Below are 26,138 nucleotides of genomic sequence, written 5' to 3' on the forward strand. Positions count from 1 at the left end.
CTTGTCCTTTCTTGCTATGCAATCCTGTCGGACGGCCTGGGGCCTGCGGGAGAGGCGATTCGATCGCTCGATCTATTGGGGCCGCGAAAGGCCCCCTCGAACACTGCAAAAGGACCTAAGCTCACCCCTTGAACCCCAGCACAGAGGTCCCCTGCATGTCCCAGTCATGGCCGGCGGCCGAGATCGCCCGGATGATCCTCGATGGCTTCGACGACTACCGCGAGCATTTCCGCCGTATCACCCTCGGCGCCCGCGAGCGCTTCGAGCAGGCGCTCTGGCAGGAGATCCAGCGGTCGGCGGCCGCACGCATCAACCTGTACGAAGAGAAGGTCGGCGAGGTCAACGGCTGGCTGCGCCAGGGGTTCGCCGAGGACGTGCTGCTGGACGTGGAGCAGTGGCCGCTGGTCAAGAGCGCCTACATCCGCCTGATCGACCCTCGCCTGGACGACGAACTCTCCGAGACCTGGTACAACTCGATCTTCTGCAGCCTGTTCAGCCATGACCTGATCAACGATGGCTGCATGTTCATCCATACCACCCGCCCGTCGATACGCGGCCACGAGCGCGCCGCCCAGACCCGCACCTACCAGCCTGACGGCAGCCTCAAGGGGCTGTTGCGGGCGATCTTCGCCGATTACCCGTTCAGCGTGCCCTACGGCGACCTGGAGGGCGACGTGGCACGCCTGGAAGAGCAACTGCGCGAGTGCCTGCCGGACTGGGTGTGCAAGGACCCGGCGCTGGCCGTGGAGCTGTTTTGCCCGGTGCTCTACCGCAACAAGGGCGCCTACCTGGTCGGGCGGCTCTACACCCCGGACGAGCAGTGGCCACTGGTGATCCCGCTGCTGCATCGCGAGGGGCACGGCATCGAGGCCGACGCGTTGATCACCGATGAAGCCGAGGTGTCGATCATCTTCTCCTTCACCCGCTCGTACTTCATGGTCGACGTGCCGGTGCCGGCGGAGTTCGTCAATTTCCTCAAGCGCATCCTGCCGGGCAAGCACATCGCCGAGCTGTACACCTCGATCGGTTTCTACAAGCACGGCAAGTCGGAGTTCTACCGGGCGCTGATCAACCACCTGGCCGCGACCGACGACCGTTTCGTCATGGCGCCCGGGGTGCGGGGCATGGTGATGAGCGTGTTCACCCTGACGGGCTTCAACACCGTGTTCAAGATCATCAAGGACCGCTTCTCGCCATCCAAGACCGTCGACCGGGCCACGGTGATCGACAAGTACCGCCTGGTGAAGAGCGTCGATCGCGTCGGGCGCATGGCCGATACCCAGGAGTTCGCCGATTTCCGCTTCCCCAGGAGTAAGTTCGAACCGCAGTGCCTGGCCGAATTGCTGGAAGTGGCGCCGTCGACCGTGGTCGAGGAGGGCGACACGGTGCTGATTCGCCACTGCTGGACCGAACGGCGCATGACGCCGCTCAACCTCTACCTGGAGCAGGCCAGCGAGGCCCAGGTACTGGAGGCGCTGGAGGACTACGGCCTGGCCATCAAGCAACTGGCGGCGGCGAACATCTTCCCAGGCGACATGCTGCTGAAGAACTTCGGCGTCACCCGCCATGGCCGGGTGGTGTTCTACGACTACGACGAGATCAGTTTCCTGACCGAGGTGAACTTCCGCCACATCCCGCCGCCACGCTATCCGGAGGACGAGATGTCTGGCGAGCCGTGGTACTCGATCGGGCCCCACGATGTGTTTCCCGAGGAGTTCCCGCCGTTCCTGTTCGCCGATATCGGCCAGCGGCGGCTGTTCAGCCGCTTGCATGGGGAGCTGTACGACGCCGACTACTGGAAGGGGTTGCAGGCGGCGATCCGCGAAGGGAAGGTGATCGATGTGTTTCCATACCGGCGCAAGGGGCGTTGAGCGAAGGTCGGTGCCAGGGGCAGCTTCACCCCTGCATGCACTTGAGCCCGCTGAAATCGCTGCGCACCTTGGCCAGCCGCTCCTGCAGGAACTGGCGCTGGCCCGGGGTGCTCTGTTTCATCAGGTCCACCAGCAGGTGGCGGGTCTGCTGTTCGCTGTTCTGGAAGGCGATGCGGTATTCCGGCGTCCACAGGCTTTCCTTGCGCTGCAGCAACTGCGCCAGGCGTGGCTCGAAGCTTGGGGTGTCACGCTGGTTCATCACCAGCAGCAGTTGCTGCTGCCAATGGGCGCGGTTGGCGATCCACTGGCGGTTCTGGTCGCCCAGGGCCTGGGCCCAGGTCAATACCCGTAGGCGCTGTGTGGCATTGAGCTCGCCCAGCCAGGGTTTGAGGCGCTTCTCCATGCGCTCGGCGCGTGCCTCGATCTGCCGGGACAGCGGCGTCTCGACGTAGCGGGCCTGGCGCTTGCGGATGTCGTCGCGAAAGGCCTGGCGCATCTCGCCGACCTGCTCGTCGCTCATGCCGCGCAGCAGTTCGGTCGCCGAAGGGGTGATCGCCTCGGCAACCCGGCCGATGGCCTGGCGCGCCTCGACGATGCGCTGTTGCAGGGCCTGGTCGGTGACCTGGTCGGTGGCGATCATCCGGCGGATCTGCTCGAGCCAGTCCAGGTAGCCAGGCAACTCGGTCTGGCAGTGCCAGGCCAAGTGCTGCTCGAGGCGTTGGTCGAGCCAGGCCTTCTGCTGGCGGTTCATGTTCAGGTAGTCGCCCAGCGACCAGGGCACCAGCACGTCGAGGTTGCGGTAGGCCAGGTCGATGCGGCTGCAGGCCACCACGGCCAGGGCCAAGACCAGGACGATCAGGGCGGTGCGCAGCGTGCGGGGCGGGTGTGCAGGCATGGGCGAATCCTTGCTGAAACGGGCCGGGCGCTGGACGCATGGGCGAGGCCTGCGTACCTACGGCCAGGCGGCCGGGCGGGTTCAGGTGTAGAATAGCCGTCTTGTCTTGAGGATCTTCGGAAATGGCTTTGCTTGGGCGTTACAACAGTTTGCAAATCGTGAAACATGTGGACTTCGGCCTGTACCTGGACGGCGGCGCCGACGGCGAGATCCTCCTGCCCAGGCGCTACATCCCCAAGGACACGCCCACCGAGTTGGATGACTGGCTCAACGTGTTCGTCTACCTCGACAGCGAAGACCAGTTGATCGCCACCACCGAGCAACCCAGGATCCAGGTCGGCGAGTTCGCCAGCCTCAAGGTCAAGGACATCAACAATGCCGGTATCTTCCTCGACTGGGGCCTGTCCAAGGACCTGCTGATGCCCTACTCGGAGGAATCGCGCCCGCTGAAGATCGGCGACTATTGCGTGGTGCACGCCTACCTCGACAAACGCACCCGGCGTATCACCGCCACGGCGCGCCTGGACCGCTACCTGGACCGGACCCCGGCCGACTATCAGGTCGGGCAGCCGGTGGAGCTGCTGGTGGCCGGGCAGACGCCCATGGGCTTCAAGGCCATCATCAACAACCGCCACTGGGGCCTGATCCACAAGAACGAGGTGTTCAAGTTCCTGCGTTCGGGCATGCACGAGAAAGGGTTCATCAAGGAAGTGCGCCACGACGGCAAGATCGCCCTGAGCCTGCAACCGGTTGGCGCTGCCCTGGCCGACAGCCTGCAGGAGCAGATCATGGCGCGCCTGGAGGCCGAAGGCGGGGTGCTGGGGGTGTGCGACAAGAGCGACCCGGTGCTGATCAGCAAGCTGTTCAACGTCAGCAAGGGCAACTTCAAGAAGGCCATTGGCGGATTGTTCAAGCAGGGGCGCATCGTCATCCATGACGATCGCATCGAAAAGGCCTGATCGAGTCAGGCCTGCACGAAGGCACGAAAATCCAGTTGCTCGCCGCCCGGGCGGGTATCGCGCAGCAGCGAGTCGCGGTCGGCGCTCAGCGCCAGGCTGATGGTCGAGCGGCGCTTGCCGGGGTGGCGGACTTCCATTTGCTCCTGGTGGGCGCGCAGGTAGCTGGTCGGCACCTTCAGGTGCTGCAGCTCGTCGGTCTCGGGGGTGTGCAGCAGCAGGTTGACCCAGTCGGGCTGGCCCTTGCGCAGCAGCGCCACCGGCACGTCGAACCACCACAGGTTGCGTTTCTTGTCGAGGATGGCGAGCAGGGTGTTGTCGCGGTTGAGCACCGGCCGGGCCAGCGCCTGGTTGCGTCGGGCGATGGCGGTGGGTTTGTCGAGTTTCATGCAGGTTCCTGCGGGTTGACGCGTGAAAGGCCTGACATTGTGCGGGGTAGCGGTTGGTGGGGCAAGGCGGCTGCTATGGGCACGGCGTGATCCGGAGGTTCGGCGCTGGCTCCATTCGCGGGCAAGCCCGCTCCCACATGGCCCTGCAAGTCGCATCATGTATGAACGGCTCGGCCTTTGTGGGAGGGGCTTGCCCGCGAATGGACTGTCCGGTGCAGTCACCAGGGCAAGCGCCGTTTTCTTTTTGTCCGGTCAATGAGCAGCAACGGCACTTGCATGGTCTATTAGACTTGCATGCACTGTAAGGAGGCCTGCCGAGCTCAGCCGGCGGCCTGAAGACGATAGAGCGGCGAAAGGAGACGCTATGATTTTTCCCGACCTGCGCGGCCTGCCCCTGCACCGCGTGCTGGTGCGCACCGTCAGCGAATTTCTCGATGACGAGATGTCCACCTATGCTTCCGCGCTGGCCTACCAGATGCTGTTTTCGCTGTTCCCGTTCCTGCTGTTCCTCATCGCCCTGATCGGTTTCCTGCACCTGCCGGACTTCTTCTCCTGGCTGCGCCTGCAGTCCGAACTGGTGCTGCCGCCCCAGGCCCTGGAGCAGGTCAACCCGGTGATCGACCAATTGCAGCAGTCCAAGGGCGGGCTGCTCTCGGTGGGTATCGTCATCGCCCTGTGGACCGCCTCGGCCGGTGTGCGCCTGATGATGAGCGCGATGAACGCCGCTTACGATGTGCCGGAGGGGCGTCCGGTGTGGAAGCGCGTCCCGCTGTCGATCATCTACACCATCGGCATCGCCGGCATGCTGCTGGTGGCGGCGGCGTTGATGGTCCTGGGGCCCCAGGTGATGGAGTGGATCGCCGCGCAGATCGGCATGCAGGAGGTGATCGTCACGGTGTGGACCATCCTGCGCTGGCCGGCGATCATCATCCTGATGATGGTGGCCGTGGCGTTGATCTACTATGTCATGCCCGATGTGAAGCAGAAGTTTCGCTTCATCACTCCAGGCTCGGTGTTGGCGGTGGTGGTGTGGATCGTCGCCTCGCTGGCCTTCGGCTATTACGTGAAGACCTTCGCCGACTACAACGCCATGTATGGCAGCATCGGTGCGATCATCGTGCTGTTGCTGTATTTCTACATTTCCGCCGCCGTGCTGCTGCTCGGCGCCGAGATGAACGCGGTGATCGAGCACATGTCGGCCGAAGGCAAGAACCCCGGCGACAAGGACTTCCAAGGCAGCACACCCAAGCAGACCCTGACCGTGCTCGGTCATGAGCATCCGCAGGCGGCCGAATCCAAGACCTCCGAACCCAAGACCCCGGAGTCGAACCCCCGATGATCCGAGACATCCTCAAGATGGGCGACGAGCGCTTGCTGCGCATCGCCCCGCCGGTGCCGGCGCAGATGATCGGCAGCGCCGAGCTGCAGCAACTGATCGACGACATGTTCGAGACCATGCGCCATGTCGGCGGCGTGGGCCTGGCCGCACCGCAGATCGGTGTCGACCTGCAACTGGTGATCTTCGGCTTCGAGCGCAGCGAACGCTACCCGGACGCCGAGCCTGTGCCGCAGACCATCCTGCTCAACCCGCTGATCGAGCCACAGTCTCCCGAGGTGGAGGACGGGTGGGAGGGCTGCCTGTCGGTGCCCGGCCTGCGGGGTGTGGTGCCGCGCTTCAAGCACATCCGCTACGAGGGCATCGACCCCCAGGGCAACCCGATCAATCGCTTTGCCGATGGTTTCCATGCCCGGGTGGTGCAGCACGAGTGCGACCACCTGATCGGCCGTCTGTACCCCTCGCGGATCCAGGACTTCAGCCGGTTCGGCTACACCGAGGTGCTGTTCCCCGGGCTGGAGGGCGGCGACGACTGATCGCGCACCAGCGCCACCAGGCGCTTGCTGAGCTGGTAGCGCGCCAGCCGGGCGGCCAGGGCCTCGGGCAGGTCGTAGGCCGCTGTGAAGCCCAGGCGCTGATAGAAGGGCTGCAGGTCTGGGTGGCAGAACAGCCAGGTGGGCCCGCCCGTTTCTGCCAGCGCCGTATCGATGAGCTGCCTGGCCACCCCGTGGCCGCGCCACTGGGGCGCCACGAACAGGCCGGTGAGCCATTGCCCGCCGTCGACCGCGCCGAGGTTCAATCCCGCGATGATGCCACCTTCCCGCGCCACCCACTGCTGGCCGTCGGCGACCGCGCGCATGCGTGCGCCGTGCTGGCGGTAGAAGTGCTCGAGCAGGCGGCGTTCGGGGCCGATCAGGGGGCGGCAATGGAATGCAGGCATGGGCGTTCGATATGGGGGCTGGGTCGATGCTGTCGCTGCTGGGAGCGCGTGCCGGGCATTTTGTCGCAGATTGTTGCAAATCCCGCAAGGGTGAATGTCCGAGTATGGGGTTCAAGTATTTCAGGCGGGGAGTAAACTTTCACTCATCCCCCCAGGCAGTACGAAGCGGGATCGGTACTTCGTGTCATCTTCGCAGTCGATGACAACTTCATCCGCGCCGTGACGGCATATGAAGTCAATCGATCAGCTTGATTGCTTTTCAAGGTCAACGCCCATGAAACCATTACTGATTCTTGCATTGGTCGGTATGTCCTCGTTCGCCCTCGCAGACGAGGCCCAGACCCAGACCACCTCCACCCAACCTGTGGTCCAGCAGTACGACTATTCCACCCACCTGGACATCAAACGGGTGATCAGCCTGTCGACCATCCCCAATGTTTGCGAAGTGGTACCGGCCACCATGACCTACGAGGATCACCAGGGCCAGATCCATATCCTCCAGTACCGGGCCATGGGCGAGGGCTGCAGCCAAGGTTGAGGCAGTGGACCATTCGCGGGCGTGCCCCAATGCCAGTCGGTCAAGCGGCATTGGGGCTGCCTTGCAGCCCATCGCCGGCAAGCCGGCTCCCAATTCTCTGTATGACACGTGATTCGTGAGTACCGCTGGCCCCTATGGCAGGCGGCTTCATGGCAGTGCCCCGCGCATATAAAGTTTTACCCCTAAGCCGGGACGGGCTTAGGATCGGGTCTTTCTTGCCCGATGAAGGATGATCGCCATGTTCGACCTGCCCGCCCTGCGCGAAGCCGCCACTTTCGTTCGCCAGCACGTTCCCCCTACTGCACAGCACGCCTGGCCGTTGCTGGCCGAGCGGTTGGGCTGCCAGGTGTGGGTCAAGCACGAGAACCATGCGCCCACCGGTGCCTTCAAGGTACGCGGCGGGCTGGTCTACGTGCGCTCGCGGCTGGCCAGCGGCAAGCCGCCACGTGGGCTGGTCACGGCCACTCGCGGCAACCACGGCCAGAGCATGGCCCTGGCCGCGCGCCAGGCCGGCTTGCCGCTGGTGATCGTGGTGCCACAGGGCAATTCGCCGGAGAAGAACGCCGCCATGCGCGCCCTGGGTGCCGAGCTGGTGGAGCATGGCGTCGACTTCGACGTGGCTCGTGAGGAGGCCGCCAGGCTGGCCGAGACGCTGGGTTACGAGAGGGTGCCGTCGTTCCACCCGGAACTGGTGCGCGGCGTGGCTACCTACGCGCTGGAGCTGTTCGAGGCGGTTGGCGAGCTGGACTGCGTCTATGTGCCGATCGGCATGGGTTCGGGGATCTGTGGGCTGATCCAGGCGCGCAACCTGCTGGGGCTGCGCACGCAGATCGTTGGCGTGGTCTCCAGCGCCGCCGACGCTTACGCCCAGAGCATCGAGCAGGGCCGCATCGTCACCACCGCCACCGCCGACACTTTCGCCGATGGCATGGCCTGCCGCGTGCCCCATCCTGATGCCTTCGCCCTGGTCCAGGCGCATGCCGCGCGTATCGTCCGCGTCGACGACCGCGAGATCGCCGCGGCCATGCGCCTCTACCACGAAGCCACCCACAACACCGCCGAAGGCGCCGGCGCCGCAGCCCTGGCGGCGCTGATCCAGGAGCGCGAGCGCCAGGCTGGCAAGCGGGTGACGGTAGTGCTCAGCGGGGCGAATGTGGACCGGGAGCGCTATGCACGGGTCTTGCTTGGGGACTGAGGGCGTGTTTTTGCGATCTACCTCGTCTGGAAGGCGAATGTAAGCGCCAGTTGCATCGCTCAGGCACAATGGCGCCTGCCTCAGATCTTCGTCCCGCAAACGAGTGCCGCATGCCTTTTTCCAACGGTTTTCTTCTCAGCCTGTCCCTGTGCCTGGACATCGGTGTCGCCAATATCGCCATGATCACCCTGGCCATGCGCCGGGGTTTCCTCCAGGGCTTCTGGCTGGGCCTGGGAACCTGCGTCGGTGACCTGCTGTACGCCGTCGCGGCGCTGGCGGGGATGACCGTGCTGTTGCAGTTCGAGGCGGTGCGCTGGGGGCTCTGGCTGGGCGGCTCGGTGCTGTTGGCCTGGTTCGCCGTGAAGATGTTGCTGGCGGCCTGGCGGGGTGGCCACCTGGAGGCCCGTGGGCAGGTGGTGCTGGAGTCGGGCTGGCGGGAGTTCCTGCGTGGGATCTTCCTGGCCATGTCCTCGCCCAGTGCGATCCTCTGGTTCGCCGCCGTGGGCGGGGTGCTGATCTCTCGCTCCGGTGGCGGCAGCCTGCTGGAGGCCGGGTTGTTCCTCGGCGGCTTCTTCGCCGCCGGGCTGGTCTGGTGCCTGGGCCTGTGTGGCATCGCCAGTCATGGTGGACGCCTTCTGGGGGACCGCTTGCTGACCTGGTCCTACCTGCTATCGGCAGCCTGTTATTTCGCCGTCTACGTGATCGTTTCTGGCTATCGCGAGTTCATCCTGGCCAGCCCGGCCCTATAGCCCGGCGGGGCGTATCCGCGCTACGCTGGCGCATTCGTGTGGGCTCACAAAGGCAATGGACATGACCGCGACACCCATCACCCCTTCCCGTTACGAAGATGGCAGGGCACTGCTCCTCGCCGGCTTCGCCGAGCGCTTCGACATGCGCGACATCAGTGGGCTGCCACGCCTGTGGCAGCGTTTCGGCCCGCATATCGGCTGCGTGCCGGGCCAGCATGGCCTGGACAGCTATGGCGTGTGCTACCACCCGGACGGGCAGGGCGGGTTCGACTACCTGGCAGGCGTCGAAGTGACCGAGGCCGGCGGCCTGCCCGAGGGCTTCAGTACGTTGACGCTCGCCCCCCAGCGCTATGCCGTGTTCGAGCATCGTGGCAGCTTGCAAGGCATCAAGGATACCTTCGATGCCATCTTCGAGCAGTGGCTGCCGGCCTCGGGCGAGCGTTCGGCCAATGCGGCGGTGTTCGAGCGCTATCCGGCGGGGTTCGATCCTACCGACCCTGGTGCGGTGATGGAGGTCTGGATTCCGCTTGAGCGGGTCATGGGGGGCTAGCAGGTCCGCCAGGGCCCATCTGGGCTGCAAGGCAGCCCTAAAATGACAAAGTGCCGCCAAGCCCCGGCCTCACCTTCCCGGCCTGGTGCGAAAATTTTTTCCATGCCCTGTCGATTTCCCCGATCACCGTTCGACCAGGAGTGAAGGCGCCGGATGTTCCCGGCGTCACCCGCTCATGACCGATCGGAGGAAACACCGATGAACACCGCAGCCGAAACCGAGATCCGCCAACTGATCGAGCGCTGGATGCAGGCCGTGCGCGACCGCGACCTGGAGGCGATCGCCGCGCCCTATGCCGACGACATCGTGGCGTTCGATGCCATCCAGGCCTTGCAGTTCAAGAACAAGGCCGACTACCAGGCCCACTGGGAAATGTGCATGAGCCACTGCACCGGCCCCATGGTCTTCGAACTGACGCAACTGACCGTCTATGCCGACGGCGACCTGGGCCTGGCCCACTGGCTCAACCGCTGCGGCCCGGCGGACGACGAAAGCCAGTGCGGCTTCATGCGCGCCACCGTCGGCTATCGTCGTAGGGGCGGGCAGTGGCAGGTCATCCACGAGCACTGGTCGGCACCGTTCGACATGGAAACCCAGAAAGCCATGTTCGACCTCAAGCCCTGATCGCGGCCGCTCATCGGCAAACCCACCCCTGCGTAGCGTTGGAGACGACCATGAAATACCTGTGCCTGGTCTATTGTGACGAAGGGCTGCTGCACAGCCTGCCCGACAGCCCCGAAGACGCCGAGTGCATGGCCTATGCCGAGTCCTTGCAAAATGGCGGGCGCATGCTCGCGGCCGAGGCGCTCAAGTCGGTGCAGACCGCCACCACGGTGCGCATGCGCGGTGGACGCATGAGCTTGACCGACGGTCCCTTCGCCGAGACCAAGGAACAGTTGGCCGGTTTCTACCTGGTCGATGCCCGCGACCTCAACGAGGCGCTGAACATCGCCAAGGGGATTCCGGCGGCGCGGGTCGGCAGCGTCGAGGTGCGGCCGGTGCGCGAGTTGCAACCCTGACAACGGAGAACGACACGCATGAGCCTTGCACAACCAGGCCTGGGACAGGCGCAGCATGAACTGTCCATCAGCCGCTTGATCGATGCACCGCCGGCCAAGGTGTTCCGCGCCTGGACCGACCCCCAGTGGCTGACGCAATGGTGGGGCCCCCATGGCATGACCACCCCGGAATGCGAGCTGCAGCTGTGGGTCGGCGGGGTGCTGCGTACCCTGATGCGCGCCCCCGATGGGACCGAGTATCCCAACCAGGGGGTGTTCCTCGAGATCGTCGCGCCGCAGCGGCTGGTGTTCACGGATGCCTTCGGGCCGGGTTGGGTACCCTCCGACAAGGCGTTCATGACCGCGGTGGTGACCTTCGACGAGGAGCAGGGCAAGACCCGCTACACCGCCCGCGCCTGGCACTGGAATGCCGCTGACTGCCGCGCCCATGAAGAAATGGGCTTCCACGAGGGCTGGGGGGAGAGCCTGGACCGTCTGGTCGAGGTGGTGACCCAGCGGATGCCGGATTGATGGCCGACGCGCAGCAGGTGCGCGCCCAGGTCGAGGCGGTCTACCGCCGCGATTCCCGGCGCGTCCTGGCGACCCTGATCCGCCTGCTGGGCGACTTCGACCTGGCCGAGGAGGCCATGCATGATGCCTTCTTCATTGCCGTCGAGCGCTGGCAGCGCGACGGCATTCCGGACAACCCTCGGGCCTGGCTGGTGTCCACTGGCCGTTTCAAGGCGATCGACGCACTGCGCAGGCGCGCCCGTTTCGACCGTTCCCAGGCGGAGCTGATCCTGCTCCTGGAGGGGCAGGCGCAGGATCCTGGCGACGAGGAACTGCTGGTGGACGACCGCCTGAGACTGATCTTCACCTGCTGTCACCCGGCCCTGGCCGCCGACGCCCAGGTACCGCTGACCCTGCGCGAAGTCTGCGACCTGACCACCGAGCAGATCGCCCGTGCCTTCCTGCAGAGCCCGGCGACCATCGCCCAGCGTATCGTCCGTGCCAAGGCCAAGATCCGTGACGCGCGCATCCCCTATCAGGTACCGGCGCTGGCCGAACTGCCCGAGCGCCTGGAAAGCGTGTTGCGGGTGATCTACCTGGTGTTCAACGAGGGCTATTCGGCGTCTGTGGGTGAAGACCTGGTGCAGCGTGAGCTGTGCGACGAGGCGATCCGCCTTGGCCGCCTGCTGGCCCAGTTGCTGCCGGATGCGGAAGTGCTCGGCCTGCTGGCGCTGATGCTGTTGCAGGCCTCGCGGCTGCGCGCGCGCAGCGATGCCGACGGTGAACTGGTGCTGCTCGACCAGCAGGATCGCAGCCTGTGGGACCGGGAGCGGATCGACGAAGGTTGCCGCCTGGTACGCCAGGCGTTGCGTAGCCGGGAGTATGGCGCCTATAGCCTGCAGGCGGCGATCGCCGCGGTGCATGCCGAGGCCGCCAGTGCCGAGGAAACGGATTGGGACGAGATCGTCGGGCTGTACGATGTGCTGCAGCGCCATTGGCCGTCGCCGGTGGTGGAGCTGAACCGGGCGGCGGCGCTGGCCAGGCGGGACGGGGCGCGGGCCGGGCTGGCGGCGGTCGAGGCGATCCTGGCCCGTGGCGAACTGCTCGACTATCACCTGGCCCATGCCGCCCGGGCCGAGCTGCATCACCAGTTGGGCCAGGCCGAGCAGGCGCGGGATGCCTGGCGCCAAGCCCTGGCGCTTACCCGCCAGGGGCCGGAGCGGCGGCATATCGAACGCCGCCTGAAAACGTTGGGTACCTCTTGAGCGAGGCCGTGCCCAGGATCAGCTGGCGACGAAGTTCGGCGGGCTGACCAGCTCGACGGTCTGCTGCTTGCGTGGGGCGAGGATCTCGGCCACGCCTTCGACCACCAGCTCGTCGTGCTGGTTGTACACGTTGGTGGCGATACGCACCTTGAACTTGGGCAGTTTCTCGAGGATTTCCAGGCGCACGGTGAGGGTATCGCCGATCTTCACCGGCTTCTGGAAACTCATCTGCTGGCCCAGGTAGATGGTGCCGGGGCCGGGCAGGGTGCAGGCGACCGCGGCGCTGATCAGCGCACCGCTGAACATGCCGTGGGCGATCCGCTCGCGGAACATGCTCTTGGCGGCGAACTCGGCATCCAGGTGCACCGGGTTGTGGTCACCGGACATCGCGGCGAACAGCTGGATATCGCGTTCTTCGACGGACTTCTCGTAGCTGGCTTTCTGACCGATTTCGAGGGCTTCGTAGGGCGTATTGGTGACCTGGGTCATCGGGGCGGGGTTTCCTTGAGAGGGCGGACGGGGGAGTGTACATCATTCGCTGCGGGCAGGTCGGCCCAGGGCCAGCGCCTGCTCCAGCCAGCCGAGGATATCGGCGGTGACCTCGTCGCGATTGGTCTCGTTGAGCAGTTCGTGCCGTGCCTGGGGGTAGAGACGCAGCTGTACATGCCGGTTGCCGGTGGCACGCAGGGCGCCGGCCAGGCCCTTCAGGCGCTTGCCGGCGCTGACCGGGTCACAGTCGCCACCGAGCACCAGGATCGGCAGGTTCGGGTCGATCTGCGCCAGGTTCTTCGGCTGGCTGATTTGCGCCAGGCCATGGAGCAGGTCGAGCCACAGCTGGTTGCAGCAGCGAAAGCCGCACAGCGGGTCGGCGAGGTAGCGGTCGACCTCGGCGGCGTCGCGGCTGAGCCAGTCGAAGGCGGTGCGATTGGGCTTGAAGGCCTTGTTGAACGCGCCGAACGACAGCCACTCGATCAGCGCGCTCTTGCCCTGCGGCCCCTGGCGCCAGGCTTCGAGCCGGGCGATCAGGCCAGCAGCGCGGTACAGCGCCGCCGGTTGGTAGTTGGAGCCGCTGAGGATCGCCCCCTGCAGGCTGGCGCTGTGGTGCAACAGGTAGGCCTGGGCGATGTAGCTGCCCATGCTGTGGCCGAACAGGAACAGCGGGGTGCCGGGAAACTGCTGGCCGATGTGCTGGGCGAGCAGGCCCAGGTCGTTGACCACGGCCTCCCAACCGTGCCGGCGGGCGAACAGGCCCAGGCTGCCCAGCTCGGCGGTGCGGCCGTGGCCGCGCAGGTCCGGGGCGAGCAGGGCGAAGCCGGCGTCGCTCAGGGCATGGCCCAGGCGCTGGTAGCGCCCGGCGTGCTCGGCCATGCCATGGGCCAGCAGCACCACGGCCTTGACCGGCGAGCTCGGCAGCCACTGGTGGACATACAGGCTGCAATGCTCGCTGGCCGGCAGCCAGAAGGCGTCATGGGGCATGGCGGATCCTTTGCTCCTGGGTTCGAGACAGTGTATGCGCAACGGGCAGGATTGCAGGAAGGGCACAAATAAGATTCACAATGTTAATGGCAGCACTTGGCGTATTTGCCACCTCCGGGTTACCTGCTAACGTCGGCTCAACGCCTTTTTGCATCAGGCAATCAGGTCAGGGACGGTCCAGGCAGAGGAACAACAATAAATGCAAGCCGACTTCTGGAATGACAAACGCCCGGCGGGCGTGCCTTCCACCATTGACATCAACGCCTACACATCCGTCGTCGAGGTCTTCGAACGCTCCTGCAAGCGCTTCGCCGACCGTCCGGCGTTCAGCAACCTCGGCGTGACCCTCACCTACGCCGAACTGGAGCGCCATTCCGCGGCCTTCGCCGCCTGGCTCCAACAGCACACCGACCTGGCCCCGGGCGATCGCATCGCGGTGCAGATGCCCAACGTCCTGCAGTACCCCATCGCCGTGTTCGGCGCGATGCGTGCCGGCCTGGTCGTGGTCAACACCAACCCGCTCTACACCGAGCGCGAGATGCGCCACCAGTTCAAGGACTCCGGCGCCCGCGCCCTGGTCTACCTGAACATGTTCGGCAAGCGTGTGCAGGAGGTGCTGGGCGATACCGGCATCGAGTACCTGATCGAGGCGAAGATGGGCGACCTGCTGCCGACCGCCAAGGGATGGCTGGTCAATACCGTGGTCGACAAGCTGAAGAAGATGGTCCCGGCCTACCACTTGCCCCAGGCCGTGTCGTTCAAGCAGGTGCTACGCCAGGGCCGGGCGCAAGTCCACAAGCCGGTGGCGCTGACCCTCGACGACATCGCCGTGCTGCAGTACACCGGTGGCACCACGGGCTTGGCCAAGGGCGCCATGCTCACCCACGGCAACCTGGTGGCCAACATGCTGCAGGTGCTGGCTTGTTTCTCCCAGCACGGCCCAGACGGGCAGCCGCTGATCAAGGAGGGCCAGGAGGTCATGATCGCGCCGCTGCCGCTGTACCACATCTATGCGTTCACGGGGAACTGCATGTGCATGATGGTCACCGGCAACCACAACGTGCTGATCACCAATCCCCGCGACATCCCTGGGTTCATCAAGGAACTGGGCAAGTGGCGTTTCTCGGCGTTGCTGGGCCTGAACACGTTGTTCGTCGCGCTGATGGACCATCCCGGCTTCAAGTCCCTGGACTTTTCCGCGCTCAAGGTCACCAACTCCGGCGGCACTGCGCTGGTCAAGGCCACCGCCGAGCGCTGGGAGCAACTGACGGGCTGCCGTATCGTCGAAGGCTACGGCCTGACCGAGACCTCGCCGGTGGCCAGCACCAACCCCTATGGTGAACTGGCGCGCCTGGGCACCGTGGGCATCCCGGTGCCGGGCACGGCGTTCAAGGTCATCGACGACGACGGCAACGAACTGCCCCTGGGCGAGCGCGGCGAGCTGTGCATCAAGGGGCCGCAGGTGATGAAGGGCTACTGGGGCCAACCCGAGGCCACCGCACAGACCCTCGATGCCGAGGGCTGGCTGAAGACCGGCGACATCGCGGTGATCGATCCGGACGGCTTCACCCGCATCGTCGACCGCAAGAAGGACATGATCATCGTCTCGGGCTTCAACGTGTACCCCAACGAGATCGAGGATGTGGTCATGGCCCACCCGCAGGTGGCCAACTGTGCGGCCATCGGCGTGCCGGACGAGCGCTCCGGCGAGGCGGTCAAGCTGTTCGTGGTGCCGCGCGAGGCGGGGCTGAGCATCGAGGAACTCAAGGCCTTCTGCAAGGCCAACTTCACCGGCTACAAGGTGCCCAAGCATATCGTCCTGCGTGAATCCCTGCCCATGACCCCGGTGGGCAAGATCCTGCGCCGCGAGCTGCGCGATATCGCCTGAGTTTTCTTCGAGCTGCAAGAAAAAGCGTTCCGCATCGCCCGACACTCCAAGCTTCGAGCCGCGAGATAGAGCGTTCGGCGTCGCTCTTTCTTGCAGCTTGAGGCTGATAGCTTGCAGCTTTCAAGTTAATACTCTAAAAATGACCTGCATCATTCTTTGAGTCATTTTTGTGACCAGTTGGGCCGTTTTGGCCTCTAGGCGACCCCCGGCAAAGCTGTTACTCTCGGCGCGCTTCCAGAGGATCCGGTTGCAATGAGCCGTCATCCCATATCAATAATAAACGCACAACACGTGACGAATTCGCTGTTGCTGAAGGAGTGGGCTTCCATGATCGAAAATTTTTGGAAGGATAAGTACCCCGCCGGGATTACGGCACAAATCAATCCTGACGAATTCCCCAACATCCAGGCGGTGCTTCGGCAGTCCTGCCAACGCTTTGCCGACAAGCCGGCCTTTAGCAACCTGGGCAAGACCATCACCTACGGCGAGCTGTATGCCCTGTCGGGGGCCTTCGCCGCCTGGCTGCAACAGCATACCGACCTCAAGCCCGGCGACCGGATCGCCGTGCAACTGCCCAATGTCCTGCAATACCCAGTGGCCGTGTTCGGCGCCATGCGCGCCGGCCTGATCGTGGTCAACACCAACCCGCTGTACACCGCGCGGGAGATGGAGCACCAGTTCAACGACTCGGGTGCCAAGGCCCTGGTCTGCCTGGCCAACATGGCGCACCTGGCCGAGAAGGTCGTGCCCAAGACCCAGGTCAAGCATGTCATCGTCACCGAGGTGGCTGACCTGCTGCCCCCGCTCAAGCGCGTGCTGATCAACAGTGTGATCAAGTACGTGAAGAAGATGGTGCCGGCCTACAGCCTGCCTGGCGCCATACGCTTCAACGATGCCCTGGCCCTGGGCAAGGGCGGGCCGGTGACCGAGGCCAATCCGCAGCCCAACGACGTTGCCGTGCTGCAGTATACCGGTGGCACCACCGGCGTTGCCAAGGGCGCCATGCTGACCCACCGCAACCTGGTGGCCAACATGCTGCAGTGCCGGGCGCTGATGGGGTCGAACCTGCAGGAAGGGTGCGAGATCCTCATCACCCCGCTGCCGCTGTACCACATCTATGCCTTCACCTTCCATTGCATGGCCATGATGCTGATCGGCAACCACAACGTGCTCATCAGCAACCCGCGCGACTTGCCGGCCATGGTCAAGGAGCTGGGCAAGTGGCGGTTCAGCGGCTTCGTCGGGCTCAATACCCTGTTCGTCGCCCTGTGCAACAACGACGCCTTCCGCGCCCTGGACTTCTCGGCGCTGAAGATCACCTTGTCGGGTGGCATGGCCCTGCAACTGAGCGTGGCCGAGCGCTGGAAGGCCGTGACTGGCTGCGCCATCTGCGAAGGCTACGGCATGACCGAGACCAGCCCGGTAGCGGCGGTCAACCCGGCAGAGGCCAACCAGATCGGTACCATCGGCATCCCGGTGCCTTCGACGCTGTGCAAGGTCATCGACGACAGCGGCCGCGAGCTGGCCTTGGGCGAGGTGGGCGAGCTGTGCGTCAAGGGCCCGCAGGTGATGAAGGGCTACTGGCAGCGCGAAGAAGCCACCGCCGAGATCCTCGACCAGGACGGCTGGCTGAAGACCGGCGACATCGCCGTGATCCAGCCGGACGGCTACATGCGCATCGTCGACCGCAAGAAGGACATGATCCTGGTGTCGGGTTTCAACGTCTACCCGAACGAGCTGGAAGACGTGCTCGCCGGCCTGCCGGGCGTGCTGCAATGCGCGGCGATCGGCGTGCCGGACGAGAAGTCCGGCGAGGTGATCAAGGTGTTCATCGTGGTCAAGCCGGGCATGACCCTGACCAAGGAGCAGGTGATGGAGCACATGCGTGCCAACGTCACCGGCTACAAGGTGCCACGCTATATCGAGTTCCGCGATGTCTTGCCGACCACCAACGTCGGCAAGATCCTGCGCCGCGAACTGCGCGACGAAGAGCTGAAGAAACAGGGCCTGAAGAAGATCGCCTGATTGGCTATCGGGGCCGTGAGGCGGCCCCAAGCTCCAGGTCAGCGCAGCTTCTCCAGCATCTGGTAGTACCACATCCCCGCCGCCAGCAGCGGGTTGCCCAACAGATCCCCCATCGGCACCTTGATGTGCTTGCACCCCGCGAAGGTGTCGAACTTTTCCAGCGTACCGGTCAGGGCCTCGGCCATGATTTCGCCCATGATGTGGCTGGTGGCGATGCCGTGCCCGGAGTAGCCCTGGCAGTACCAGACGTTGTCCGAGAGCTTGCCCAACTGCGGGATGCGGTTGACCACGATGCCCATGGCGCAGCTCCACTGGAACTCGATCGGCACGCCCTTGAGCGCCGGGAAGGTGCGTTCGATGCACGGGCGCAGCTCGCCTTCGATGTCCCGCGAATCCTTGCCCGAGTAGTTGGCGCCACCGCCGAACAGCAGGCGCTTGTCGGCGGTCAGGCGGTAGTAGTCGAGGACGAAGCGGCAGTCGTAGACCGCCAGGTCCTGGGGATTGATCTGCTCGGCCAGCTCGCCCAGTGGCGCGGTGGTGACGATGCCACCCATGGCGGGGAAGATCTTGCCCTTGAGCTGGCGTTTTTCCAGGCGGTGGTAGACATCGCCAGCCAGCAGCACCTGGCGCGCCTCGATGCGGCCCTGGGCGGTGACCACCGCCGGGCGCGGGCCATGGACGATCTCCAGCACCTCGGAGTTTTCGAACACCTGCGCGCCCAGCGCGTGGGCGGCACGGGCTTCGCCCATGCACAGGTTCAGCGGGTGCAGGTGCAGGTTGCGGCGGTTCTTCAATGCGCCCAGGTACAGCGGGCTCTGCAGGTGTTCGGCCACGGCGGTGCGGTCGAGCAACTGCACCTGCTCGCCCATGCCCCGGCGCTGGGCTTCGGCCTCGAAGGCGCGCAGCTCGTCCATGTGCGAGGGTTTCATCGCCGCGTGCAGGTGGCCGCGCTTGAGGTCGCAGGCGATGCCATAGCGCTCAACCCTTTGTTCGATGATCTGGTGGCCACGCCAGCGCAGGTGCCAGATGAAGTCGTCGACCTCGCTGCCCAGGCGCTGGCGCATCTGCGTGCGCATGGCCTCGTCGCCCGACAGGCTGCCGGTGACCTGGCCGCCATTGCGGCCGCTGGCGCCCCAGCCGATGCGGTTGGTCTCGACGATGGCCACCTTCAGGCCGCGCTCGGCCAGTTCCACCGCCGTGGCCACGCCGGTGAAACCGCCGCCGATGATCGCCACGTCCACCTGCTCGGTACCTTGCAGGGTCGGGTACTGGGTCAGGTCGTTGAGGGTGGCGCTGTAGTAGGACGGCGCGCGCTGGGCCGTCCCGTTCTTCACTGCTGCATTCATGATCGTTCCTTCACGGGAATGGAGTAAGGGCTCAGGCCTGGTGCAGGTACCAGCGCCAGTCCTGTTCGCCGACTTCGGCCATGAACTGGCGGTATTCGGCGCGCTTGACCTTGAGGTAGACGCCGAGGAAGCCCTCGCCCAGGGCTTGCCTGGCCCAGCCCGAGCGCTCCAGGGCGTCGAGGGCGGTCAGCCAGTCGGTCGGCAGGTATTCGGTGGCCTGGGCGTAGCCATTGCCCTGTACCGGGGCACCGGGGTCCAGTTGCTCGCGGATGCCTTGGTGGGCAGCGGCGAGGATTGCCGCCGCTGCCAGATAGGGATTGGCGTCGGCACCGCAGATACGGTGCTCCACATGCCGGCTGTTGGCCGGCCCGCCTGGCACGCGCAGGCTGACGGTACGGTTGTCGACACCCCAGGTCGGCGCCAGCGGTGCATAGCTGTTGGCTTGGAAACGCCGGTAGGAGTTGGCATTGGGGCAGAACAGCAACAGCGATTCATGCAGGTGGCGCAGCATGCCGCCGACCGCCTGGCGCAGCAGCGGGGTGCCGGCCGGGTCGTCGCTGGCGAACAGGTTGCGACCCTCGGCATCGGCCAGGCTCAGGTGCATGTGCATGCCGGTGCCGGCCAGGTGGTCGAACGGCTTGGCCATGAAGCAGGCCTGCATGCCATGGGCGTTGGCCACGCCCTTGACCAGGCGCTTGTAGCGCACGGCCTGGTCCATGGCGGCCAGCGCATCGCCATGCTCCAGGGTGATTTCCACCTGGCCGGGGGCGTATTCGGAGATCGCCGTGCGCGCCGGGATGCCTTGGGCCTTGCACGCGGCATAGAGGTCGGCGAGGAACGGCTCGATCTGCTCCAACTCGCGCAGGCCATAGACCTGGGTGGTGCGCGGCCGGCCGCCGTCCTGGTCCAGTGCCGGCTGCGGACGCCCCTGGGCGTCGCGCTGCTGGTCGAGCAGGTAGAACTCCAGCTCGCAGGCCATTACCGGGTGATAGCCGTCGGCCTCGAGCGCCTCGACGGTGCGCAGCAGCACATGGCGTGGGTCGGCCACGCTGGCTGGCAGCCCTTCGCTGGGGTGCATGCTGACCTGCAGCGCGGCGGTCGGTACACGGCGCCAGGGCAGGCGCACCAGGCTGCCGTCCACGGGGTAGGCGCGGCAATCGATATCGCCTACATCCCAGACCAGGCCGGAGTCCTCCACGTCGTCGCCGTTGAGGGTCAAGCCGAGGATGGTGCTGGGCAGTGGCCGGCCGGTCTCGTAGACCGCCAGCAGTTCCTCGCGGTGCAGCAGCTTGCCGCGCGGTACGCCGTTGGCGTCGAGGATGAACAGTTCGAACAGGTCGATATCGGGGTTGTCGGCCAGAAAGCGCCTGGCGTGTTCCGGGTTGTCAAAGTGCATGATGCTGTCGCTCGCGCCCGCAGGCGCACGGGACCACCGTATGCATACGGTCGGTCGGGCTGAAGACGCCGGCCAAGGGCGGCCGGGGTGGGTCAGGCAAGCCGGGGCGACGTATCCGGTGGGCGAGCGTGGCGGCAGTGCCAGAGGGCCCAGAAGGCGAGGATGACATGTACCAGCGGGTTTTCGCCGGCGCGGGCCCGGGCCTTCGGCAGGGAAGGGCGTGACAGCGAGCGCGCGATGATCGGGAGGCGGGTCATGGATCGATACTCACACGAGGCGTAAGGTTGATTAAAGCAGTGAATGGCAACCTTCAGTCCAGGGATGGCTAAACATTGTGGGCGCCTTGGCAACGCTCGCGCCTGTAGATTTCTCTGCCTGGCACGTGATTCGGTAACACCATTGGAGCCCGTGGGAGCCGGCTTGCCGGTGAAGCGGCCCCGATGGCAACTGGAATGCGCCGGTACAGACGGCCCGGAAATCTGCGACAATCCCGCCTCTTCGAAAGCCGATCATGAAAAAAGCAGGGCCGCCTGCCTCATTAGAAAGCCCCATGACAGACCACCACGCCATCGACCAACTGCTGAAGAACCTCGACCACGCCATGATCGCCGACCGCCATCGCCTGCGGCGGCAACTGCACGAGCTGCGCAAGCGTCCCGACGAGGCGCGCCTGGCCCAGTGGGTGGAGAAGGTCCAGGCGTCCTGCGCCCAGGTCACCGCGCGCCAGCAGCGCGTGCCACACATCCGCTACGACGACAGCCTGCCGATCGCCGCCAAGCGCGACGAGATCAAGAAGGCCCTGGCCGAGCACCAGGTGCTGGTGATCGCCGGCGAGACCGGCTCGGGCAAGACCACCCAGTTGCCGAAGATCTGCCTGGAGATGGGCCGTGGCCGCCACGGCCTGATCGCCCACACCCAGCCGCGCCGGATCGCCGCGCGCAGCGTGGCGGCGCGGGTGGCCGAGGAGCTGGGCACGCCGTTGGGTGGGTTGGTCGGCTACCAGGTGCGTTTCGAGGACCAGAGCGATGCCAATACCTTGGTCAAGCTGATGACCGACGGCATCCTGCTGGCCGAGACCCAGCACGACCGCTTCCTCGAGCGCTACGATACGATCATCGTCGACGAGGCCCACGAGCGCAGCCTGAACATCGACTTCCTGCTCGGCTACCTCAAGACCCTGCTGCACCGCCGTCCGGAGCTCAAGCTGATCATCACCTCGGCGACCATCGACCTGGAGCGTTTCTCCAAGCATTTCGATGGTGCACCGATCATCGAGGTGTCCGGGCGAACCTACCCGGTCGAAACCTGGTACCGCCCGCTGACCAGCGAGCAGGACGAAGAAGGCAACCCGGTCGAGGACGACCTCACCGTCGACCAGGCGATCCTCGCCACCCTGGATGAGCTGGCACAGCACGAGCGCAGCGAAGGCAAGGGGCCGGGCGACGTGCTGGTGTTCCTGCCGGGCGAGCGGGAGATCCGCGATGCCGCGGAGATCCTGCGCAAGGCCCAGTTGCGTCACACCGAGATCCTGCCGCTGTATGCGCGCCTGTCACCGGCCGAGCAACAGCGGATCTTCCAGCCCCATGCCGGGCGCCGCGTGGTGCTGGCCACCAACGTCGCCGAGACCTCGCTGACCGTGCCGGGCATTCGCTACGTGATCGACACCGGCACCGCGCGCATCAGCCGCTACAGCTACCGTGCCAAGGTCCAGCGCCTGCCGATCGAGGCGGTGTCCCAGGCCAGCGCCAACCAGCGCAAGGGCCGCTGCGGCCGGGTCGAACCGGGCATCTGCGTGCGCCTGTACAGCGAAGAGGATTTCAACAGCCGGCCGGCCTTCACCGACCCGGAGATCCTGCGCACCAACCTGGCGGCGGTGATCCTGCAGATGCTGCACCTGCGCCTCGGCGCGATCGATGCCTTCCCGTTCATCGAACCGCCGGATGGCAAGGCCATCAGCGACGGCTTCAACCTGTTGCAGGAGCTGTCGGCAGTCAACCGCGAGAATCAGCTGACGCCACTGGGTCGCCAGCTGGCGCGCCTGCCGATCGACCCTCGGTTGGGCCGCATGCTGCTCGAAGGCGCGCGCCTGGGCAGCCTGCAGGAGGTGCTGATCGTCGCCAGTGCCCTGTCGGTGCAGGACCCACGCGAACGCCCGCCGGAGCGCCAGCAGGCCGCCGACCAGGCGCATGCCCAGTGGAAGGATGTCGACTCCGACTTCGCCGCGCTGGTCAACCTGTGGCGCGGCTTCGAGGAGCAGCGTCAGGCGCTGACCGCCAACCCGCTGCGCAACTGGTGCCGCAAGCAGTTCCTCAACTACCTTCGCCTTCGCGAGTGGCGGGATGCCCATCGCCAGTTGGCGCTGATCTGCCGTGACCTGCAGTTGGCGGTGAACAAGGAGCCGTCCGACTACCAGAAGGTGCACAAGGCGATCCTCAGCGGCTTGCTCAGCCAGGTCGGCCACAAGACCGAGGAGGGCGACTACCAGGGGGCCCGCCAGCGTCGCTTCTGGGTTCACCCGTCCTCGGGTCTGGGCCGCAAGCGCCCACAGTGGGTGATGGCCGCCGAACTGGTGGAGACGACCAAGCTGTACGCGCGCATGGTGGCCAGGATCGAGCCGGACTGGATCGAGCCGCTGGCGACCCACCTGGTGAAGAAGAACCACTTCGAGCCGCACTGGGAGAAGAAGCGGGGGCAGGTGGTGGCCTACGAGCAGATCACCTTGTACGGGTTGATCCTGGTCGGGCGCCGGCCGGTGCACTTCGGCCCGATCGACCCGGTGGTGTCGCGTGAGCTGTTCATCCGCGAGGGGTTGGTCGGCGGCCAGATCCAGTCGCGGGCCAAGTGCCTGTCGGCCAACAAGCGCCTGCTCGAGCAACTTGACGAGCTGGAGGCCAAGGCCCGTCGTCGCGACATCCTTGCCGATGAAGAAACCCTCTACGCCTTCTACGAGGCACGCCTGCCGGCGGAGATCCACCAGACCGCGACTTTCGACAGCTGGTACCGGATCAACAGTCAGAAGGACCCGAACCTTCTGATCATGCGCGAGGAAGACGTGCTGGCCCGCGAGGCCAGCGAAGTCACCGCGGCGCAGTATCCAGACCATCTGCAGATCGGCGAACTGCGCCTGCCGCTGACCTATCACTTCGAGCCGGGCCACCCGCGTGACGGCGTGACCGTGCGGGTACCGGCGCCATTGTTGCCGAACCTGCCGGGCGAGCGCCTGGAGTGGTTGGTGCCGGGCCTGCTGGAAGCCAAGTGCGTGGCCCTGGTGCGCAACCTGCCCAAGGCCCTGCGCAAGAACTTCGTGCCGGTGCCGGACTTCGTCAAGGCTGCGTTGTCGCGCATGGCCTTCGGCCAGGGCGCCCTGGCGCAATCGTTGGGCCAGGAGTTGCTGCGCATGACGGGCGCACGGGTGTCCGATGAGGCCTGGGCGGAAGCGGCAAGCCTGGTGGAAGGGCACCTGCGCATGAACATCGAGGTGGTCGACGGCCAGGGCAAGTTCCTCGGCGAAGGCCGCGACCTGGCCGAGCTGACCGCGCGCTTCGCCGCCGCCAGCCAGGCCGCGCTGGCCCTGCCGCGCAACGAGAAGGCCGAGCAGCCGGTGCAAGCCAAGGCCTTCGCCGAGGTGGCGCAGACCGCCCAGCAGAAGATCGCCGGCCTGTCGCTGACGGTCTACCCGGCGCTGGTGGAAGAAAACGGCACGGTGCGCGAGGGGCGCTTCTCGACCCAGGCCGAGGCCGAGTTCCAGCACCGTCGTGCCCTGCAGCGCCTGTTGCTGCAGCAACTGGCCGAGCCTGCCAAGTTCCTGCGCGGCAAGCTGCCGGGGCTGACCGAGCTGGGCCTGCTGTACCGCGAACTGGGGCGGGTCGAGGCGTTGGTGGAGGACATCCTGCTGGCCAGCCTCGACAGTTGCATCCTCGAAGGCGAGGCGCAACTGCCACGGGACGGTGCGGCGCTGGCCGGGCTTGCCGAGCGCAAGCGTGGCAGTTGGGCCGAGCACGCCGAACGCCTGGCCCGCCAGACGCTGGAGGTGCTCAAGCTGTGGCACGGCCTGCAGAAGCGCTTCAAGGGCAAGATCGACCTGAGCCAGGCGGTGGCGCTCAACGACATCAAGCAGCAACTTGCCAACCTGGTCTACCCGGGCTTCGTCCGCGAGACGCCGGCGGCCTGGTTCAAGGAGCTGCCGCGTTACCTCAAGGCGGTGGAACTGCGCCTGGAGAAGCTCGGCGCCCAGGTGCAGAAGGACCGGGTCTGGAGTGGCGAGCTGAGCAACCTGTGGGCCCAGTACAAGGCCCGCGCCGACAAGCATGCCCAGGAAGGCAAGCGTGACGAGCAACTGACCCTGTACCGCTGGTTGCTGGAGGAATACCGGGTGTCGTTGTTCGCCCAGCAACTGGGTACCAAGGTGCCGGTTTCCGACAAACGTTTGGGCAAGCAGTGGAGCCAGGTGGAGGGATAAACTTCCACACTTGTGGCACTATTGGTGCAATTTGGGGCCGCGGTGCGGCCCTTGGCGGGCAAGCCCGCTGCCACAGGTCATGCGCTCTCGCGCTGTGGAGGCGGGCTTGCCGACGAACGAACGCGAAGCGCTTGTCTTAAAGTTGGCACTAAAGTGCCATTATTCCAGCCAGCGCCACATGGCGATGGCCTTTGACCAGAGGAACGACCGTGCATAACGTCGTGATCAGCGGCACCGGCCTGTATACCCCGGCCCAGAGCATTTCCAACGAAGAGCTGGTGGATTCCTTCAATACCTGGGTGCACCAGTACAACCACGACAACGCCGCCGCCATCGAGCGTGGCGAGCTCGAAGCCCTGGCCGAGTCCAGCGCCGCCTTCATCGAGAAAGCCTCGGGGATCAAGAGCCGCTTCGTCATGGACAAGGCCGGCATCCTCGATCCGCAACGCATGAAGCCACGCCTGCCGGAACGCTCCAACGACGAGCCGTCGATCCTCTGCGAGATGGCCGTCGCTGCCGCCCGCCAGGCCCTGGAGCGCGCCGGCCGCAGCGCCGCCGACGTCGATGGGGTGATCGTCGCCTGCTCCAACCTGCAGCGCCCGTACCCGGCCATCGCCATCGAGGTGCAGCAGGCGCTGGGCATCCAGGGGTTCGCCTTCGACATGAACGTGGCCTGTTCCTCGGCCACCTTCGGCATCCAGACCGCCGCCAACAGCGTGCAGTTGGGGCAGGCCCGCGCGGTGCTGATGGTCAACCCGGAGATCTGCACCGGCCACCTGAACTTCCGTGACCGCGACAGCCACTTCATCTTCGGCGATGCCGCCACCGCGGTGCTGATCGAGCGTGCCGACCGGGCCACTTCGGCCCACCAGTTCGAGATCGTCAGCAGCAAGTTGCTGACCCAGTTCTCCAACAACATCCGCAACAACTTCGGCTTCCTCAACCGCGCGGCGGAGGAGGGCATCGGCGCGCCGGACAAGTTGTTCGTCCAGGAAGGCCGCAAGGTGTTCCGCGAGGTCTGCCCGATGGTCGCCGAGTTGATTGGCCAGCACCTGGCGGAGAACGACCTGCAACCTGGCGATGTCAAGCGATTCTGGCTGCACCAGGCGAACCTGAGCATGAACCACCTGATCGTCAAGAAACTGGTTGGCCGCGACGTGGCTGAGGAAGATGCGCCGGTGATCCTCGACCGTTATGCCAATACCAGCTCGGCGGGGTCGGTGATTGCCTTCCACCTGTACCAGGATGACTTGGCGAAAGGTTCGCTGGGGGTGCTGAGTTCGTTTGGCGCGGGGTATTCGATTGGCAGCGTGATTCTGCGCAAGCGCTGATCGGTACCGGCTTGCCGGTCAATTG

General features: G+C 65.6%; 23 protein-coding genes. 16 read left to right on the forward strand and 7 right to left on the reverse strand.

Annotated elements, in window-relative coordinates; all coding sequences use genetic code 11:
* Positions 1–155 precede the first annotated feature (155 nt).
* Positions 156–1,871: a bifunctional isocitrate dehydrogenase kinase/phosphatase gene (aceK, locus tag ABFA30_RS09405; protein ID WP_225789807.1), complete on the forward strand. Its 1,716-nt coding sequence runs from the start codon at positions 156–158 to the stop codon at positions 1,869–1,871.
* Between the two features lie 25 nt (positions 1,872–1,896).
* On the opposite strand, the gene ABFA30_RS09410 is transcribed toward aceK, so the two are convergent.
* Positions 1,897–2,766: a DUF6279 family lipoprotein gene (locus tag ABFA30_RS09410; protein WP_253080902.1), complete on the reverse strand. Its 870-nt coding sequence runs from the start codon at positions 2,764–2,766 to the stop codon at positions 1,897–1,899.
* Positions 2,767–2,888: 122 nt separating this feature from the next.
* On the opposite strand from ABFA30_RS09410, the gene ABFA30_RS09415 reads away from it, so the two are divergent.
* Complete coding sequence (locus tag ABFA30_RS09415; protein WP_225789805.1) at positions 2,889–3,725, forward strand: S1 RNA-binding domain-containing protein; 837 nt, start codon at positions 2,889–2,891, stop codon at positions 3,723–3,725.
* Positions 3,726–3,730: 5 nt separating this feature from the next.
* Here ABFA30_RS09415 and ABFA30_RS09420 read toward each other — a convergent pair whose 3' ends face one another.
* Positions 3,731–4,111 (reverse strand): hypothetical protein, encoded by a 381-nt coding sequence (locus ABFA30_RS09420; RefSeq protein WP_225789804.1) that lies wholly within the window; start codon positions 4,109–4,111, stop codon positions 3,731–3,733.
* A 364-nt stretch (positions 4,112–4,475) separates the two neighbouring features.
* Between ABFA30_RS09420 and ABFA30_RS09425 the strand changes: the two genes are divergently transcribed.
* Positions 4,476–5,450 carry a YihY/virulence factor BrkB family protein gene (locus tag ABFA30_RS09425; RefSeq protein ID WP_253080904.1) on the forward strand — a complete coding sequence of 325 codons (975 nt, stop codon included), beginning with the start codon at positions 4,476–4,478 and terminating at the stop codon, positions 5,448–5,450.
* A complete protein-coding gene (gene def, locus ABFA30_RS09430; protein WP_225789802.1) occupies positions 5,447–5,983 on the forward strand; it encodes a peptide deformylase in 537 nt (178 codons plus the stop codon). The genes ABFA30_RS09425 and def overlap by 4 nt, the downstream gene beginning before the upstream one ends.
* On the opposite strand, the gene ABFA30_RS09435 is transcribed toward def, so the two are convergent.
* Complete coding sequence (locus ABFA30_RS09435) at positions 5,938–6,387, reverse strand: GNAT family N-acetyltransferase (protein WP_253101272.1); 450 nt, start codon at positions 6,385–6,387, stop codon at positions 5,938–5,940. The two genes, def and ABFA30_RS09435, sit on opposite strands and share 46 nt — an antisense overlap.
* Positions 6,388–6,661: 274 nt before the next feature.
* Between ABFA30_RS09435 and ABFA30_RS09440 the strand changes: the two genes are divergently transcribed.
* From ABFA30_RS09440 to ABFA30_RS09475, 8 genes are all read left to right on the forward strand, one after another.
* The gene (locus ABFA30_RS09440; protein ID WP_225789800.1) at positions 6,662–6,925 is read left to right on the forward strand and encodes a DUF2790 domain-containing protein; all 264 of its coding nucleotides are present in this window, start codon (positions 6,662–6,664) and stop codon (positions 6,923–6,925) included.
* 238 nt (positions 6,926–7,163) lie between these two features.
* Positions 7,164–8,120, forward strand: coding sequence for a threonine dehydratase (locus tag ABFA30_RS09445; protein ID WP_410045365.1), 957 nt, complete (start codon positions 7,164–7,166; stop codon positions 8,118–8,120).
* A gap of 110 nt (positions 8,121–8,230) precedes the next feature.
* Complete coding sequence (locus tag ABFA30_RS09450; protein ID WP_410045366.1) at positions 8,231–8,869, forward strand: LysE family translocator; 639 nt, start codon at positions 8,231–8,233, stop codon at positions 8,867–8,869.
* Positions 8,870–8,930: 61 nt separating this feature from the next.
* Positions 8,931–9,419 (forward strand): GyrI-like domain-containing protein, encoded by a 489-nt coding sequence (locus tag ABFA30_RS09455; protein ID WP_253101269.1) that lies wholly within the window; start codon positions 8,931–8,933, stop codon positions 9,417–9,419.
* Between the two features lie 198 nt (positions 9,420–9,617).
* Positions 9,618–10,043 carry a YybH family protein gene (locus ABFA30_RS09460; RefSeq protein ID WP_253080907.1) on the forward strand — a complete coding sequence of 142 codons (426 nt, stop codon included), beginning with the start codon at positions 9,618–9,620 and terminating at the stop codon, positions 10,041–10,043.
* A gap of 50 nt (positions 10,044–10,093) precedes the next feature.
* Positions 10,094–10,438, forward strand: a complete 345-nt coding sequence (locus tag ABFA30_RS09465) for a YciI family protein (RefSeq protein WP_225789795.1) — start codon at positions 10,094–10,096, stop codon at positions 10,436–10,438.
* 18 nt (positions 10,439–10,456) lie between these two features.
* A complete protein-coding gene (locus ABFA30_RS09470) occupies positions 10,457–10,948 on the forward strand; it encodes an SRPBCC family protein (RefSeq protein ID WP_225789794.1) in 492 nt (163 codons plus the stop codon).
* The gene (locus ABFA30_RS09475) at positions 10,948–12,192 is read left to right on the forward strand and encodes an RNA polymerase sigma factor (RefSeq protein ID WP_253080908.1); all 1,245 of its coding nucleotides are present in this window, start codon (positions 10,948–10,950) and stop codon (positions 12,190–12,192) included. The genes ABFA30_RS09470 and ABFA30_RS09475 overlap by 1 nt, the downstream gene beginning before the upstream one ends.
* Before the next feature lie 18 nt (positions 12,193–12,210).
* On the opposite strand, the gene ABFA30_RS09480 is transcribed toward ABFA30_RS09475, so the two are convergent.
* Both ABFA30_RS09480 and ABFA30_RS09485 read right to left on the reverse strand, forming a co-directional pair.
* A complete protein-coding gene (locus ABFA30_RS09480) occupies positions 12,211–12,681 on the reverse strand; it encodes a MaoC family dehydratase (protein WP_225789792.1) in 471 nt (156 codons plus the stop codon).
* A 42-nt stretch (positions 12,682–12,723) separates the two neighbouring features.
* Positions 12,724–13,668 carry an alpha/beta hydrolase gene (locus tag ABFA30_RS09485; RefSeq protein WP_225789791.1) on the reverse strand — a complete coding sequence of 315 codons (945 nt, stop codon included), beginning with the start codon at positions 13,666–13,668 and terminating at the stop codon, positions 12,724–12,726.
* Positions 13,669–13,867: 199 nt separating this feature from the next.
* Between ABFA30_RS09485 and fadD2 the strand changes: the two genes are divergently transcribed.
* Complete coding sequence (gene fadD2, locus ABFA30_RS09490; RefSeq protein WP_225789790.1) at positions 13,868–15,556, forward strand: long-chain-fatty-acid--CoA ligase FadD2; 1,689 nt, start codon at positions 13,868–13,870, stop codon at positions 15,554–15,556.
* A 327-nt stretch (positions 15,557–15,883) separates the two neighbouring features.
* Positions 15,884–17,581 carry a long-chain-fatty-acid--CoA ligase FadD1 gene (gene fadD1 / locus ABFA30_RS09495; protein WP_253101266.1) on the forward strand — a complete coding sequence of 566 codons (1,698 nt, stop codon included), beginning with the start codon at positions 15,884–15,886 and terminating at the stop codon, positions 17,579–17,581.
* Positions 17,582–17,619: 38 nt separating this feature from the next.
* Here fadD1 and ABFA30_RS09500 read toward each other — a convergent pair whose 3' ends face one another.
* Positions 17,620–18,927 (reverse strand): NAD(P)/FAD-dependent oxidoreductase, encoded by a 1,308-nt coding sequence (locus tag ABFA30_RS09500; RefSeq protein WP_225789788.1) that lies wholly within the window; start codon positions 18,925–18,927, stop codon positions 17,620–17,622.
* A gap of 31 nt (positions 18,928–18,958) precedes the next feature.
* The gene (locus tag ABFA30_RS09505; RefSeq protein WP_410045367.1) at positions 18,959–20,323 is read right to left on the reverse strand and encodes a glutamine synthetase family protein; all 1,365 of its coding nucleotides are present in this window, start codon (positions 20,321–20,323) and stop codon (positions 18,959–18,961) included.
* 550 nt (positions 20,324–20,873) lie between these two features.
* Between ABFA30_RS09505 and hrpA the strand changes: the two genes are divergently transcribed.
* A complete protein-coding gene (gene hrpA, locus ABFA30_RS09510) occupies positions 20,874–24,782 on the forward strand; it encodes an ATP-dependent RNA helicase HrpA (RefSeq protein ID WP_225789786.1) in 3,909 nt (1,302 codons plus the stop codon).
* A gap of 209 nt (positions 24,783–24,991) precedes the next feature.
* Positions 24,992–26,113: a beta-ketoacyl-ACP synthase III gene (locus ABFA30_RS09515; protein WP_225789785.1), complete on the forward strand. Its 1,122-nt coding sequence runs from the start codon at positions 24,992–24,994 to the stop codon at positions 26,111–26,113.
* Positions 26,114–26,138: the final 25 nt, after the last annotated feature.

The sequence above is a fragment of the Pseudomonas sp. HLMP genome (genome assembly GCF_046365545.1).
GTDB classification, from domain to species: domain Bacteria; phylum Pseudomonadota; class Gammaproteobacteria; order Pseudomonadales; family Pseudomonadaceae; genus Aquipseudomonas; species Aquipseudomonas guariconensis_B.